At 65.6% G+C, this 14,032-nt stretch carries 17 protein-coding genes; 5 read left to right on the plus strand and 12 right to left on the minus strand.

The genetic code is table 11. The annotated features are described in order from the left end of the window. Positions 1-9 precede the first annotated feature (9 nt). The 4 genes from HUK72_RS09855 to HUK72_RS09870 form a co-directional block, all read right to left on the minus strand. Positions 10-753, minus strand: coding sequence for a YebC/PmpR family DNA-binding transcriptional regulator (locus HUK72_RS09855; protein ID WP_176596631.1), 744 nt, complete (start codon positions 751-753; stop codon positions 10-12). A gap of 68 nt (positions 754-821) precedes the next feature. Further along, positions 822-1,148 (minus strand): heavy metal-binding domain-containing protein, encoded by a 327-nt coding sequence (locus HUK72_RS09860; protein WP_218035947.1) that lies wholly within the window; start codon positions 1,146-1,148, stop codon positions 822-824. Positions 1,149-1,174: 26 nt separating this feature from the next. Continuing rightward, positions 1,175-1,417 (minus strand): DUF2312 domain-containing protein, encoded by a 243-nt coding sequence (locus tag HUK72_RS09865; protein ID WP_176596632.1) that lies wholly within the window; start codon positions 1,415-1,417, stop codon positions 1,175-1,177. 146 nt (positions 1,418-1,563) lie between these two features. After that, positions 1,564-1,863, minus strand: a complete 300-nt coding sequence (locus HUK72_RS09870) for a DUF1244 domain-containing protein (RefSeq protein ID WP_176596633.1) — start codon at positions 1,861-1,863, stop codon at positions 1,564-1,566. Between the two features lie 107 nt (positions 1,864-1,970). Between HUK72_RS09870 and pyk the strand changes: the two genes are divergently transcribed. After that, positions 1,971-3,428, plus strand: a complete 1,458-nt coding sequence (pyk, locus tag HUK72_RS09875; protein ID WP_176596634.1) for a pyruvate kinase — start codon at positions 1,971-1,973, stop codon at positions 3,426-3,428. A gap of 208 nt (positions 3,429-3,636) precedes the next feature. On the opposite strand, the gene HUK72_RS09880 is transcribed toward pyk, so the two are convergent. Continuing rightward, complete coding sequence (locus HUK72_RS09880; RefSeq protein WP_176596635.1) at positions 3,637-4,269, minus strand: HAD family phosphatase; 633 nt, start codon at positions 4,267-4,269, stop codon at positions 3,637-3,639. A gap of 3 nt (positions 4,270-4,272) precedes the next feature. After that, entirely contained in the window at positions 4,273-4,398 is a 126-nt protein-coding gene (gene ykgO / locus HUK72_RS09885) for a type B 50S ribosomal protein L36 (protein ID WP_004210176.1), read from the minus strand. Between the two features lie 212 nt (positions 4,399-4,610). On the opposite strand from ykgO, the gene HUK72_RS09890 reads away from it, so the two are divergent. Both HUK72_RS09890 and HUK72_RS09895 read left to right on the plus strand, forming a co-directional pair. After that, complete coding sequence (locus tag HUK72_RS09890; protein ID WP_176596636.1) at positions 4,611-5,210, plus strand: hypothetical protein; 600 nt, start codon at positions 4,611-4,613, stop codon at positions 5,208-5,210. Further along, positions 5,207-6,337, plus strand: a complete 1,131-nt coding sequence (locus HUK72_RS09895) for a carboxypeptidase family protein (protein ID WP_176596637.1) — start codon at positions 5,207-5,209, stop codon at positions 6,335-6,337. Before HUK72_RS09890 ends, HUK72_RS09895 begins: the two co-directional genes overlap by 4 nt. A 272-nt stretch (positions 6,338-6,609) precedes the next feature. On the opposite strand, the gene HUK72_RS09900 is transcribed toward HUK72_RS09895, so the two are convergent. The 6 genes from HUK72_RS09900 to HUK72_RS09925 form a co-directional block, all read right to left on the minus strand. Then, positions 6,610-7,329: a dienelactone hydrolase family protein gene (locus HUK72_RS09900; RefSeq protein WP_176596638.1), complete on the minus strand. Its 720-nt coding sequence runs from the start codon at positions 7,327-7,329 to the stop codon at positions 6,610-6,612. 93 nt (positions 7,330-7,422) lie between these two features. Continuing rightward, positions 7,423-8,412, minus strand: a complete 990-nt coding sequence (locus HUK72_RS09905; RefSeq protein ID WP_176596639.1) for a nucleotidyltransferase family protein — start codon at positions 8,410-8,412, stop codon at positions 7,423-7,425. Beyond that, the gene (locus HUK72_RS09910; RefSeq protein WP_176596640.1) at positions 8,409-9,272 is read right to left on the minus strand and encodes an HprK-related kinase A; all 864 of its coding nucleotides are present in this window, start codon (positions 9,270-9,272) and stop codon (positions 8,409-8,411) included. Before HUK72_RS09910 ends, HUK72_RS09905 begins: the two co-directional genes overlap by 4 nt. Further along, complete coding sequence (locus HUK72_RS09915) at positions 9,269-9,550, minus strand: HPr-rel-A system PqqD family peptide chaperone (RefSeq protein WP_176597814.1); 282 nt, start codon at positions 9,548-9,550, stop codon at positions 9,269-9,271. The genes HUK72_RS09910 and HUK72_RS09915 overlap by 4 nt, the downstream gene beginning before the upstream one ends. 67 nt (positions 9,551-9,617) lie before the next feature. Then, positions 9,618-10,802, minus strand: a complete 1,185-nt coding sequence (locus HUK72_RS09920) for a glycosyltransferase (RefSeq protein ID WP_176596641.1) — start codon at positions 10,800-10,802, stop codon at positions 9,618-9,620. A gap of 223 nt (positions 10,803-11,025) precedes the next feature. Further along, a complete protein-coding gene (locus HUK72_RS09925; protein WP_176596642.1) occupies positions 11,026-11,451 on the minus strand; it encodes a hypothetical protein in 426 nt (141 codons plus the stop codon). Between the two features lie 98 nt (positions 11,452-11,549). Between HUK72_RS09925 and HUK72_RS09930 the strand changes: the two genes are divergently transcribed. Together HUK72_RS09930 and HUK72_RS09935 are read left to right on the plus strand one after the other, a co-directional pair. Continuing rightward, complete coding sequence (locus HUK72_RS09930; protein ID WP_176596643.1) at positions 11,550-12,818, plus strand: ATP-binding protein; 1,269 nt, start codon at positions 11,550-11,552, stop codon at positions 12,816-12,818. Positions 12,819-12,972: 154 nt separating this feature from the next. Further along, positions 12,973-14,028, plus strand: a complete 1,056-nt coding sequence (locus HUK72_RS09935) for a substrate-binding domain-containing protein (protein WP_176596644.1) — start codon at positions 12,973-12,975, stop codon at positions 14,026-14,028. Positions 14,029-14,032 lie beyond the last annotated feature (4 nt).

The raw sequence follows: 14,032 nt of genomic DNA on the forward strand, positions 1-14,032 counted from the left end.
TGGAAGTCATCAACCCAGCTTCTCCATGACCTCGTCGGACACTTCATAATTGCCCCAGACGGTCTGGACGTCGTCATCGTCTTCCAACGTGTCGACCAGCTTCATCAGCGTCGCGGCATTGCTTTCGTCGACTTCGACGGTGGTCTGCGGCTTCCAGGCGAGCTTGGCGCCCTCGGCCGGACCCAGCTTGACCTCCAGACCCTTGGCGACTTCGTGCAGCGCGTCCATGGCGGTCCAGATTTCATGCTCGTCTTCGTTCGAGGACACGTCTTCCGCGCCCGCTTCCAGCGCCGCTTCGAAGATCGCGTCGGCATCGCCCGCGCTCGCCGGATAGGTGATCAGGCCCATGCGGTCGAAGCCATGGCTGACCGCGCCCGAAGCGCCCAGATTGCCGCCATTCTTGGAGAAGGCCGTGCGCACGTTGGTCGCGGTGCGGTTGCGGTTGTCGGTCAGCGCTTCGACGATGATCGCGACGCCGCCGGGGCCATAGCCCTCATAGCGGATTTCCTCGTAATTCTCGGTATCGCCGCCGATCGCCTTGTCGATGGCGCGCTGGATATTGTCCTTGGGCATGGACTGCGCCTTGGCGGCGTTGATCGCCAGGCGAAGGCGCGGGTTCATGTCCGGATCGGGCATGCCCATTTTCGCCGCGACGGTGATTTCGCGGCTGAGCTTGGAGAACATCGAGGAGCGCTTCTTGTCCTGCGCGCCCTTGCGATGCATGATGTTCTTGAATTTGCTATGGCCGGCCACGGCCTGCTCCTGACTTGTCTGGTTATCCGAAGCGCGCTCTCTAGCGAGCGCGCCCGTGATGCGCAACGTCAGACGAGGATCGCGGTGCCCGAAGCCGTCACCATCAGCATCGACCCGCTGGACCCGACGGTCTCATAATCGAGGTCGACGCCGACCACGGCATTGGCGCCCAGCGTCGCGGCCCGCGTGCGCATTTCCGCGATCGCCTGTTCGCGGGCACGCTGAAGCACATCCTCATAGGCGCCCGATCGTCCGCCAACAATGTCGCGCACGCTGGCGAACAGGTCGCGGAAAAGGTTGGCGCCCACGATCACCTCGCCTGTGACGATGCCGAGATACTCTTTCGCGGGACGCCCTTCCAATGTGGGGGTGGTGCTGACGATGATCTCGGACATATGGGCGCTCTCCTTGTTTGCAGGGGTTATTCGATCCCCAATGCCGATTTGTAGGTATCCAGCAGCGCTTCGGCTTCCATGCGGGCGTTGCGCTCCATCTTGCGCAGGCGCACGATCGACCGCATCGTCTTCACGTCATAGCCATTGGCCTTGGCCTCCAGATAGACGTCCTTGATGTCGTCCGCGATGCCCTTCTTTTCTTCCTCAAGACGCTCGATGCGCTCTATGAAAAGGCGTAGCTGTTCGGCGGCGACATTGCCATCGCTCATGAGAATCTCCAGTCAGTGTGAATCATTTGGGTGAATCGGTCGGGACACGCCTCTAGAGCATTTTTACTTGGCGTGAAAATGCCCATCATTGCTTTGATACCGCATTTTCCCAGCCGTTGACCGTGAACGGTCAACTCGAAAATGCTCTAATGGCCGTCGGCGTTCTTCGCCACGCTCTCCTGCATGCGGGCGATCTGTTCCGGCGTCGCTTCGCCCTGATAGCGGGATTTCCATTCGGCAAAGGGCATGCCGTGGATGATTTCCCGCGCTTCGTCCTTGCCCAATGCGCCGTCGGCTTCCGCGATCCAGTCGGCCAGGCAATTCCGGCAGAAACCCGCCGCGCCCATCAGGTCGATATTCTGAACGTCGGTGCGGTGCTGCAAATGCGCCACCAGCCGCCGGAAGGCGGTTGCGGCGACCGCGTCGCTGAGTATGCTATCGCTCACGGCGAAACCTTTCGCTGGTCTACATCATCCTGTCGTGCAGCACGGATAATCGAAAACCGCGCCCTGGCAAACCAGCGGCGACCATGACGGTCAGGAGTTTGGGAAGAATGACGAAATTACCGCCCCGCACGCGCAAGGTCCGCATCCTCGCGACCCTTGGGCCCGCAAGCGACAGCCCGGAGATGATCCGGGCGCTGTTCGTCGCGGGGGCTGACGCTTTCCGCATCAATATGAGCCATGGCGCGCATGAGGATCATGCCGCCCGCATCGCCGCGATCCGGGCGCTGGAGAAGGAGTTCGGCCGCCCGACGACGATCCTGGGCGACCTGCAGGGGCCAAAGCTGCGCGTCGGCACGTTCGAGCGCGGACTGGCGGTGCTGGAGACCGGCGCCGCCTTCACGCTCGACAGCGATCCGGCGCCGGGCGACGCGACCCGCGTGAACCTGCCGCATCCGGAGATCTACGCGGCCTTGGTGCCCGAAACCCGGCTGCTGCTGGATGACGGCAAGCTGGTGCTGCGGGTCAAGCAGGTGGCGGACGACCGCATCGACACGGTGGTCGAGGTCGGCGGCACCCTCTCCAACCGCAAGGGCGTCAATGTGCCGGACGTGGTCGTGCCGGTGCCCGCGTTGACCGAGAAGGACCGGCGCGACCTGAGCTTCGCGGTGGAGCAGGGCTGCGACTGGATCGCCTTGAGCTTCGTCCAGCGGCCCGAGGATCTGGCCGAGGCGCGCAAGCTGATGGGCGGCTATGGCGCGCTGATGGCGAAGATCGAAAAGCCCGCCGCCGTGCAGCGGCTGGAGGAGATTATCGAGCTGGCCGACGGCGTGATGGTAGCGCGGGGCGATCTGGGCGTGGAATTGCCGCCGCAAGCTGTGCCGCCGCTGCAGAAGCAGATCGTGGCGACGGCGCGGCGCATGGGCCGTCCGGTCGTAGTGGCGACGCAGATGCTCGAATCGATGATCAAGTCCCCGTCCCCCACACGCGCCGAAGTGTCCGACGTGGCCACGGCGGTCTATGACGGGGCGGACGCGATCATGCTGTCGGCGGAGACGGCGGCGGGCGACTGGCCGGTCGAGGCGGTGACGATGATGGACAGCATTGCCCATAGCGTGGAGCGCGATCCGGGCTATTTCGGACGCCTGCACTATACCGAGACCAAGCCCGATCCGACCACGGCCGACGCTCTGGCGGAGGGCGCGGGGGGCATCGTGTCGGTGGTCGGGGCAAGCGCGATCACCTGCTTCACCTCATCGGGCAGCACGGTGCGTCGCGTCGCTCGCGAGCGGCCGATGACGCCGATCCTGGCGCTGACGCCACGAGCGGACACGGCGCGCAAGCTGGGGCTGACCTGGGGCGTCTATGCGGTGCGGACCAAGGACATCGGCACGTTCGAGGAGATGATCGGCAAGGCGCGGCGCATGGCGCTGCGGCACGATATGGTCGAGAAGGGCGGCAAGATCGTCGTCCTGGCCGGGGTGCCGTTCGGGACGCCGGGGTCGACCAATGTGCTGCATGTGGCGGCGATTCGCGGGGATGAGCTGAGAGGGCGGGACGAGGGCTGATCAGGGTGAGGATGAGGCCGTCCCGAATGACTCGCGCGGCCTCCATCCCCTCCGTCATGCTGAACTTGTTTCAGCATCCATCGGGCCTGACGCGCCAAGGTCCGTACATTGAACGCCATTGCTGCCATGCCGCGTTTCCTCTCTCCACCTGGGTCAAGAGGCGCAATGGATGCTGAAACAAGTTCAGCATGACGGAGAGACGGTTGGGCTATGATTGTGCGCGGATCTGGACGTTCAGCAATCCGAGAGAGGCGAGTTCCTCCCGCAACGCCGCCGCGTCGCGGAACAGATGGCCGCGCATCCCCTCCGACTCGGCCGCGATCACATTCTCCTCGCGGTCGTCGATGAACAGCGCCTCTTCCGCCCGCAGCCCGAATCGCTCCAGCGCCAGCCGGTAGATCGCCGGATCGGGCTTCACCAGCTTTTCCGCGCCGGAGACGAGGATGTCGCGAAAGGGCGCGAACAGCGCCGCTTCCCGCGCATGAAAGGGCGGCCAGAATTCGTCGCTGAAATTGGTGATGGCAAAGATCGGAACGCCGCCGTCGTCCAGTTCGCGGACGATCTCCGGCATACCCTCGATCGCTGATCCCACGCTGTCGATGAACTTCTCGCCCCACAGGCGAATCAGGTCCGCATGTTCGGGATGGCGCGCGATCAGTTCGGCGCTGGTCTCGGCAAAAGGGCGGCCCTGATCATGCTGGAAATGCCAGTCCAGCGTCACCACATGCTGGAGAAACGCGTCGAGCGCCCGATCGTCGTCGATCAGGCGCTCGTACAGAACCCTGGGGTTCCAGTGGTACAGGACATTGCCGACGTCGAAGATGACGGCGGCCACCGCCATGAATCAGCCCTGGCGGGCCTTGAAGCGGCGGTTGGTCTTGTTGATGACATAGGTGCGGCCGCGGCGGCGGATCACGCGGTTATCCCGGTGACGGCCCTTGAGCGACTTGAGCGAATTGCGGATCTTCATGGAACCAGCCTTTGAATGAATCTTGCTTGATCGAAAAATCGAAGCGCTGCCCCTATGGGCGAGGAGGCCGAAAGTCAAGGGGAACGACCCGGATTTCGGCCCCGTCGCGCATGGCGTTCATCCCCCGTGCAGCAAAGCCATGGCTTCAACGCTTTTAAGGGATTAGCGCCGCCGTGTCGTGTAGAGGGTCAGCATCCCTTGGAGTTCAGGCCATGTTGAAAAAGATCGTCCTTCCTTCCCTGCTCGCCCTGTCCCTGAGCGCCTGCGCCACGGCCGTTCCGCCGGTGGAAGTGACGCGATTCCATATCGGCAATCCGGTGCGCAGCGGCACTGTCGCGGTCGAGGAAATGGCCGGGAACCCCGATGTCGGCCTGGAATTCCGGACCTATGCCGCCGCCGTGGATCAGGAATTGCAGCGCGTGGGCTTCACCCCGGCCGGGCAAGGGGCGAAGAGCGACTATGTCGCGCTGGTCGGCTTCCGCCGGACCTTCCGCGAGCCGAACAGCTATGGCGCCAATGGCAAGCCGGTGAGCGTCGGCGTGGGCGGCGCCGTGGGCAGCGGCGGCTATTCCGGCCTGGGGCTTGGCATCGGCATCAACCTGTCGGGCAAGCCCAAGGGGCAGGTCGTCACCGAATTGCAAGTGCAGTTGCGGCGCCGGGTCGATTCGACCACCATCTGGGAAGGCCGCGCGCAGACGGAGGCGCGGGAGGGAACGCCCGCTTCCCAGCCCGGTCTGGCGGCGCAGAAGCTCGCAGCGGCGCTCATCGGGGGCTATCCGGGGGAATCGGGCCGGACTATAACCGTCCAATGAGCATCTCCATCACCAGCGCTTTCGACAGCGGCAATATTCGCGTTATTTCCCTAGATGATAGCCCGGCCGGCGTCCGCGCCGAGCTGGAGATCGTCAAGGACCGGCAGAGCGACTTTTACCAATGGTTCCACTTCCGCGTGGCGGGCGTGGCCGGGCGGGAGGTCGAACTGGCGATCACCAATTGCGGCGCGTCGGCCTATCCCGATGGTTGGCCGGGCTACAAGGCGCGCTATAGCGAGGATCGGGAGAACTGGCTGCTGGCGGACACCAGCTATGCCGACGGCACGTTGACGATCCGCCTGGCGCCCGACGCCAATGCGGTGTGGCTCGCCTATTTCGCGCCCTATTCGATGGAGCGGCACCATGATCTGGTCGCCTGGGCGGCGTCCCAGCCGGGAGTCGAGCATCGCGAACTGGGGCTGACGCTGGACAAGCAGCCGCTCGACCTGCTGGTGCTGGGCGAGGGGCCGAAAAAGGTGTGGCTCTACGCCCGCCAGCATCCGGGCGAGAGCATGGCCGAATGGTGGATGGAAGGCGCGCTGGAGCGGCTCTGCGACGAGGAGGATGCCGTGGCGCGGCTGCTGCGGCAAAAGGCGACCTTTTACATCGTGCCGAACATGAATCCCGACGGCAGCCGGCGCGGCCATTTGCGGACCAATGCGGCGGGCATCAACCTCAACCGCGAATGGCATGAGCCGTCGATGGAGAAGAGCCCGGAGGTGTTCCTTGTGCGCGGGGCGATGGACGAGGCCGGGGTCGACTTCGCCATGGACGTGCATGGCGACGAGGCGATCGCGGCCGTGTTCCTGGCCGGGTTCGAGGGGATTCCCTCGATCACCGAGCGGCAGTCGGGCCTGTATCGCCGCTATCGCGATACGCTGGCCGCCCGGACGCCCGATTTCCAGACAAGGAAGGGCTATCCCGCCGCGCCGCAGGGCAAGGCGAACCTGTCCATGTCCACCAACCAGTTGGCCGAGCGTTTCGGCGCGGTGGCGATGACGCTGGAAATGCCGTTCAAGGACAATGACGATCTGCCCGATGCCGATTTCGGCTGGTCGCCGGCGCGGTCGATCCAGCTCGCCAAGGATTGCCTGGGCGTGCTGGCGGAGATGATGGGCGAGATTTGATGGAGGTTTTGCCCTTTTCATCACCCCGGGCTTGACCCGGGGTCTCGCTTTTTCTTTCGATACTAGAGCATCGTGCGCAAAAGTGGGAACCGGTTTTGCGCTTAAAACGATGCGACAACAAAAGCTTAGAGCGCGCGACCTGCGTCCGTTTCAACGCAGCGCGCTCTAGGTCCAGCTCCAGGCAGCCGGCCCCAGGGCCAAGCCTGTCTTGAGCTTGTCGAAGGGCACGGAGACGGGTGCCGCAATGTCAGGAATGACGATCAGCGCGCCATTCATCCGAACAGTTCGCCCAGGAAATCGACCATGGACCGGAAACTGCGGCGGTCGGCGTCCGGCTGATAGGCCAGGCCCCTCTCCGGCATCTTCGCATCATGATCGGTAAAAGCATGGCCGGTGCGGCCATAAGCGTGGATCTGCCAGTCGCAGCCGGCTTCGGTCAGTTCCTTCGCCAGCGCGACGGTGGCTTCGGGCGGAGCGATCGGGTCGTCCCAGCCGTGGCAGACCAGCAATTTCGCGCTGATCTTCGCATTGGGGAAAGATGGCGCTTCATAGACGCCATGGAAGCTGACGCCGCCCGCAATGTCCGCGCCGGAGCGGGCAAGGTCGAGCACGCATCTGCCGCCGAAGCAGAAGCCGATCGCGGCGGTGCGGGCTTCGTCGGTTTCGTCGAGGGACTTCAGCAAAGCATGGGCGGCGTTCACCCGGTCGCGCAGCAGGGCGCGGTCGGCGTTCAGTTCGGCCATGTAACGGCCCATGTCGGGATCGGCGCGGGTAGTGCGCTTGCCCTGGCCGAAGACGTCCGCGACGAGCACGGTATAGCCCAGCGCAGCGACCTTCTCGGCATAGGCGAAATCGGCTTCCTTGGTGCCCAGCACATTGGGGAAGAGCAGGATGCCGGGGCGCGGCGCGGGCGCGGCGTCGTCGAACACCGCCATGCTCTCGAACAGGCCGCCGGGGCCTTCATGCACGGTGACGCGGCGGGTGATGGGCATGGGAGCGGTTCCTTGGCTATGGGGTTGGTCGGGAAGGGACATTAAGGCGTTCGGCAAGGTTTGGCCAAGAGCGGACTCAGCGATCTGCGTCGATCAAGCAGGCCGGTGTCCCTTACGCCATTTGGTGAACAGATGCCGCGCCAGCATGGCGGGCGGCATCCGCAGCCAGTGCGAGCGGAGGTAAAAGGCGAAGCGGAGCCATTTGCGCCGTTCCCGGCCCCAGCCGTCCCGCGCCAGCAGCCGGGCCGCGACGATCCGGTCCCATGGCGTCAGCCGCGCTCCATCGCCATAAAGCGCCACCGCCAGCCGCCTGGCCTGCCGCACATGAGCCGCAATGCCATGCCGCGCGGCGCGCCTCTCCAGCGCAGCGGCATCCACGCCGTCGAGCAGGCAATATATGTCCCACAGGTTGCGCAGCCCGCCCGCCAGATCGCCATCGGCCAGCAGATGCGCGGCGGCATGACACAGCCTGTCCTCCGCAGAGAGCATGGACAATATATTGGTGATGGGAACCGCATCAGCGATCATCGCCGCCGCATCCGGCGTCTGCCGCGCCGTCAGGGGCAGGACGGTATGGTGCACGTCGATCATCCGGTCCCGCCCGGCATGGATCATCGGCGGCAGCTCATGCATCCATTGCCGGTAATAGGCGTCGTCATAGGGGTCGTCCTTGACCCATTCCCACCCGGCGCGAAGCAGGGCCTGCTCGACCGGCTGCATCGCTTCACGGGGCACCAATATGTCGAGATCTCCGATGAAGCGCCCTTGGCCGGCGCGCAGGCCCGCCGCCGCATAGGCCGCGCCCTTGAGCAGCACCACCGGCACGTCGAGACCCGCCAGCGCCTCGGCGGCGCGGTCCGCTTCCCACAGCGCCTGTCGCGCTTCCCGCTCCGCCTCCAGCCGCGCATCGTTCAGGATCGGGCGCACGGCTTCGGGTACCGGTCTTTCCCCGATCCGCAGGGCCAGCGTGCCGATCAGCCGCTCCGCCCGCGCCGCGGCGATCAGTGCGTTCCAGCCCTGCGCATCCAGCATCGCCACCCCATCGGGATCGCGCAGGGCCCGCACCAGCAGCCAGGCGCTCATGCCAGCTCCTCCCACAGCCGTTCGACCAGGGCGATGGCTTCGTCCCCAGAAGGAAAATCGATGGCCCGCGCCGGGACATTCCGCACGAAGCGGGTCAGCGCCGCGAAGCCCGGCTCGCCCAGTGCGACATAGTTGGTCGATGCCTGGGTCAGCCGCATGAACACCTCGCCCTGCCCCACGGCCCGGACATCCGCCTCATGGCCGAAGCGCGGGAACAGCAGCAACGCGGGCACGGCGGCCTCGCCCATGCGCCTGACCGCATCGCCGTGGGGTATGAGGTGGCGGATGTCGCCCTTGGCCGTTCCGGCGAGCAGTGGCCCCATGCGCGTCGGCGGCGCCTCCGCCGCCAGCACGTCGATGGCGCGGTTCTTGAGCGAGATGAGGCGCGGGAAGGGAAAGACCGCCCCCGTCTCCAGGTCGAGCAGCGCGAACTCATCGCCCATCAGGCGCCAGCCGCGCTCGCCCAGTTGCGCCGCCAGGGTCGACTTGCCGGAACCGGACTCGCCCGTCATCACCAGCGCTCGCCCGTCCTTCTCGACGCTGGAGGCGTGGAGCAGCAGATGCCGCCGCCAGCCGAGCGCCATTTGCAGGTTCATGCCCATTTCCGCCGCCAGCAGCCCATGGGAAAGGCTCATCGGCGCGGCATCGGCCAGCCCATGATCGCCGGTGATGAAGATGGAGGGGCGCAGCCAGCGCCGGAACGGGCCGGCCGGCTCCAGCCGGACGGTGAAATCCGCAATGCCGCTCGAAGGCGCGGGGTAATCGGCATAGAGCCGCGCCAGCGCCTCCACCGGCTGGCGCCAGGCCGATCCGATGCGGAAGGTCGCCGGACCGATCTTCAGGGACAGCGCATGCTTCACGCGATGCGGACCAATCCCAGCGCGGTCAGTTCGGCAAGATGCGCCTCGATCAGCGGCTGCGCTTCCTCTGCCGGGCCGAGATCGTAGAGCAGGGTCAGTTCGGCATGGACCTCGCCCGCCGTCAGCGCCGCGCCATCACCCAGCGCCGCCAAAATCTCCGGCACCGGGCTGATCACCATATGGGTCTGCCCCGAAGACCGATGATAGAGCAGCACCATGTCCTCCAGCATGCAAGACGCGATGGCGTCCGGGCTGTCCTGGCAATAGCGGCGCGGCATGGTCACGAAACGGGGCCTTCGGATGGGAATGTCGCGCCACCCTTAGGGCAAAGGAGTAGCCAAGTGCCTAACGCGTCAGGCTGTTTTGCGCGACCTCGCTCCATCGCACGCCGTCGGACCGGACCAGCCGGGCAAAGGCCCGCAGATGCGCGTCGAGGGCGCTTTCGACGCAATGCTCCCGCACCGCCTGCCCCAGACGGTCCGGCGGAACCGGATGCGCCAGCGCCCAGAGGATCGCTGCGGCAAAGGCATCGACATCGCCCACCGGCACCGGCGCATGCTGGCCCGCGGCCGCCAGCGCCGGATGGATGTTGGGCGTGGAATCGGTCGCCACCACGCCTGTCCCGCAGCCCAGCGCCTCGATCAGAGTCGCGACCAACCCTTCCCAGCGGGACGGCTGAAGCAGCAGGTCAGCCTCCGCCATCAGCGCCGCCAGTTCCGCCGGGTCGCTGACGAAACCGCTGAACTGGACCCTACCGGCCATGCCCAGCCGGTCGCAAAGCGCCTCCAGGTCGCGGCGCAGCGGACCCTGCCCGACGATCTTCAAGCGCCAGTCGACATGCTTCAGCCGGGCCAGCGCCAGCAGCGCGGTCGCCTGGTCCTTCTGCTCGACCAGCCGCCCGACCATCAGGAAATGCCGGGGTGCATCATCCGGCCTCGCCTCGCGATCCTGCCGCAGCCGTTGCAGCAGGGGAGTGACGGTCGGACGCGGCAGCAGCGTCACGCGGCGCCCCTCCAGCGGACCAGCTTTGGCCAAGGTGATGCGGTCCGCCTCGCCCATCACGATGGTCATGGCGCTGGTGCGGGCGATGGCGCGAAAGCGGCCGCGCCGGACCCAGGCCGACAGCCCGCGTTGGTGCGGACGGACGATGGGATTGGAAATGCGGCAAACCGCCTGCGTCGCCGTACCCAGGGCCGCGAGGGCGCAAAGCATGTTGCTCTGATTGCCCGCGGAATAGAGAATATCCGGGCGGCGGCGCCTTACCATGGCCGCCAGAGCCGGGAATTGCGCGATCATCGAGAGCCTCCGCCTAAGGGGCGGGGCAGGCACGCGCCGCACGGTCAGGCGCGGGTCGATCAGCTCGGCCACCGGGCCGTCCGTACGCGTCATCCACAGTTCGACGTCCACGCCGCGCATCAGCAGATGATTGGCCAACAGGATGGCGACCCGGTCCAGGCCGCCGTCGCTGGGTTCATAGAGATAGATCGCGACCGAACAATTTTGCGTCACCCAATGGGGTGTGTGGAACATGAGGTCGCCCTTGCTGCGTCTGACGGGATGGTCGAAGCTTCGACGGCGTCAACGCGGGCGAACCGTAAAAGGGTCCGGTCTAGTTGGGAGGTCAGGTGTCTACCCCCCTCCGTCATGCTGAACTTGTTTCAGCATCCATCGCGCCTCCGGAGAGGGCGGCTCGTGGGGAGAAATGGATGCTGAAACGAGTTCAGCATGACGGTTTTGGTAGCTGGCGCCGACGCTAACGCGGCATTTGCAGGGATGCGTAGCAGGTGAAGCCGCTGGTGCCTGATTGAAGGCGGCGGATATAGTTCAGATAGGCCTGATTCTGGTCGTAGCTGGTGCCGGGCAACCGGCCGCCGCGCAGCGCCTGTTTCACCTGATCGCCGGTAAAGCCCTGGCCCGCGCCGGGGAAGGCGCCCTGCGTGCCCGCCGGAACCACCTGGCCGTTGGCGGCAATATATTGGCCCGAACGGCCCTGATCGGGAACGGGAATCGTGCAATTGAGGACCGACGCGGCCGTGTTCGCCAGCGCCGGGCGGATCGATATGATGGCCGACGCCGCGACCGCGCCGCCCATCAGCAACTGACGGCGCGAGGGCACTGCAAGGTCCGCTCCGTCGTCCCGCGACTCGGTGCTGTTCCCAGGGGGCAATGGCTCGCTCATGTCATCCTGATCCGCTATCGCGCTTGCCAAACTGTAAAAATTGCACGTTATTGCGACGGTCTTTGCAGCAAATGCGTCAAATTTCCAGCATGGTAACCATGAATCGCCTGACCGCTTCCCAGATCACCGCATCGCTTGCCGTCCTGCTGCTGGCTACGGGGGGCGCGCTGATGATCGGCGCGGCGCCGCTCGACATCATCCTGCCGGTGCTGGCTGGGCTGGTGGTGCTGATCATCGCGGCGGGCGGCGGTCAGGAGCAGGCCGAAGAATTGCCCGCCGCGACAACGGAAGCGACCGACATCATCGCCCATCCCGATGCCCGCAGCCTGCTGGAAGGCATTTCCGATCCGCTGATGCTGATCGATCGAGGCAGGATCATCTCCGCCAACCGCGCGGCGCAGCGCCTATTGGGCGCGCATATCGAGGGGGAGGACGCCCGCATCGCCATCCGCCACCCCGCCGCCGCCGAACGGCTCGCCAGCCTGGCGCCGATGGCCGAACCCGTGATGATCGAGCTGGTGGGCCTGGGCACTCGCGACCAGCGCTGGCAGATGCGCATCGCGCCAGTGGGCGCCGCCGACGGGAATGGCGGCCAGGTGCGGCGGCTGGTGCATCTGGCCGACCATAGCGGCGCCCATGCGGCGGAAAAGATGCGCGTCGACTTCGTCGCCAATGCCAGCCACGAGCTGCGCACGCCGCTGGCCGGGATATTGGGCTTCATCGAGACTTTGGCCGACCCCGATCTGGGCAAGGATGACGAAACGCGCCAGCGCTTCCTGAAGATCATGGACGGCGAGGCGCGGCGGATGCAGCGGCTGATCGACGATCTCATCTCCCTCTCCCGCATCGAGGCGGAGAAATATCGCGCGCCCGACAGCGCGGTCGACCTGTCGGGCCTTGTGGCCGAGGTGGTCGGCGTGTTCCGCACCAGCCATGGCGAACGCGGGCGCGAGGTGGAGATGGAGATCGCGCCGGATCTGCCCGACGTGCAGGGCGACCGGGCGCAGCTATCGCAACTGCTGCACAATCTGATCGGCAATTCGGTCAAATATGGCCGGGCGGGCACGCCGATCCGCGTGACGCTGAACGAGGGGCCGAGCGGCATGACCCGGCTCAGCGTTGCGGACGAGGGGGAAGGCATCGGCCCCGATCATCTGCCGCGCCTGACCGAGCGCTTTTATCGCGTCGATTCGGGGCGAAGCCGCGCGGTCGGCGGCACGGGCCTGGGCCTGGCCATCGTCAAGCATATCGTGGAGCGGCATCGCGGCCGGCTCGACATAGCGAGCGTGCTGGGCAAGGGCACCACCATCTCCATCCTGCTGCCCCGCATCGCCGTCGAAGAAAAGGCGTTCGCTGCAAAGGCTTGAACAAAAAAAGACGGCGACAGGCCGGGCTTCCGGCCCCATTGTCATAAAAATGCAATCCGATTGTCACAAAGGCGCGACGTACCGCGGCTACGGCGCGTGCCCAGAGGGGGGCAGCGAGAAGCGAATCGCGGCCTTTGACGAAGGAGATTATCCCGTGAAGCATTTCGCTCTGATGGCTGCCACTGCCGCGGCCGCACTCACTCTCGCCGGCTGCGGCCAGCAGTCCGGCGGCGCGGCGGGCGGCACCCGCGACCAGATTCGCGCGGTCGGCTCCTCCACCGTCTATCCCTTCGCCACCGCGATTGCCGAAATGTTCGTCCAGGGCAATCCCGGCATGAAGTCCCCGATCGTCGAATCGACGGGCACCGGCGGCGGCATGAAGCTGTTCTGCGCGGGCGTCGGCGCCCAGCATCCCGACATTGAGGACGCCTCGCGCCGCATGAAGAAGTCCGAGTTTGAGGATTGCCAGAAGAATGGCGTCAAGGACATCATCGAAATCCAGGTCGGCGTCGACGGCTTGGCCTTCGCGGAATCGAAGAACGGCCCCGGCCTGAAGCTGACGCCGAAGATCGTCTATGACGCGCTGGCCGCCAACCCCTATGGCAAGGGTCCGAACAAGGCGCAGACCTGGAAGGATGTCGACCCCAGCCTGCCCGCCACGCCGATCAGCGTCTTCGGCCCGCCGTCCACCAGCGGCACGCGCGATTCGCTGGCCGAACTGATCCTGACCAAAGGCTGCGAAACCGATCCGGCGATGAAGGCGCTCAAGGACAAGGACGAGAAGGAATTCAAGGCCACCTGCACCCGCATCCGCGAGGACGGCAAATATGTGGATTCGGGCGAGAACGACAATCTGATTGTCCAGAAGCTGGGCGCCAACCCCAATGCGCTCGGCGTATTCGGCTACAGCTTCCTGGAGGAGAATAAGGACACGCTGAAGGACGTCACCATCAACGGCGTCGAGGCGACCTATGAGACCGTGTCGACCGGCACCTATCCCGGCGCGCGCCCGCTCTACATCTACGTCAAGAAGGCGCACATGACCGCGATCCCCGGTCTTCAGGCCTATCTCAACACCTTCGCGGCGAACTGGGATCCCAATGGCGCGCTGACCAAGCGCGGCATGGTCGCGGCGCCGGAAGATGTGCGCAAGGCGAGCGCCGAAACGGTGAAGTCGCTGGCGGTCCTCGACGGCTCGCAGCTCAAGTAAGACG

The sequence above is a fragment of the Sphingobium sp. 15-1 genome, assembly GCF_013375535.1.
GTDB classification, from domain to species: domain Bacteria; phylum Pseudomonadota; class Alphaproteobacteria; order Sphingomonadales; family Sphingomonadaceae; genus Sphingobium; species Sphingobium aromaticivastans.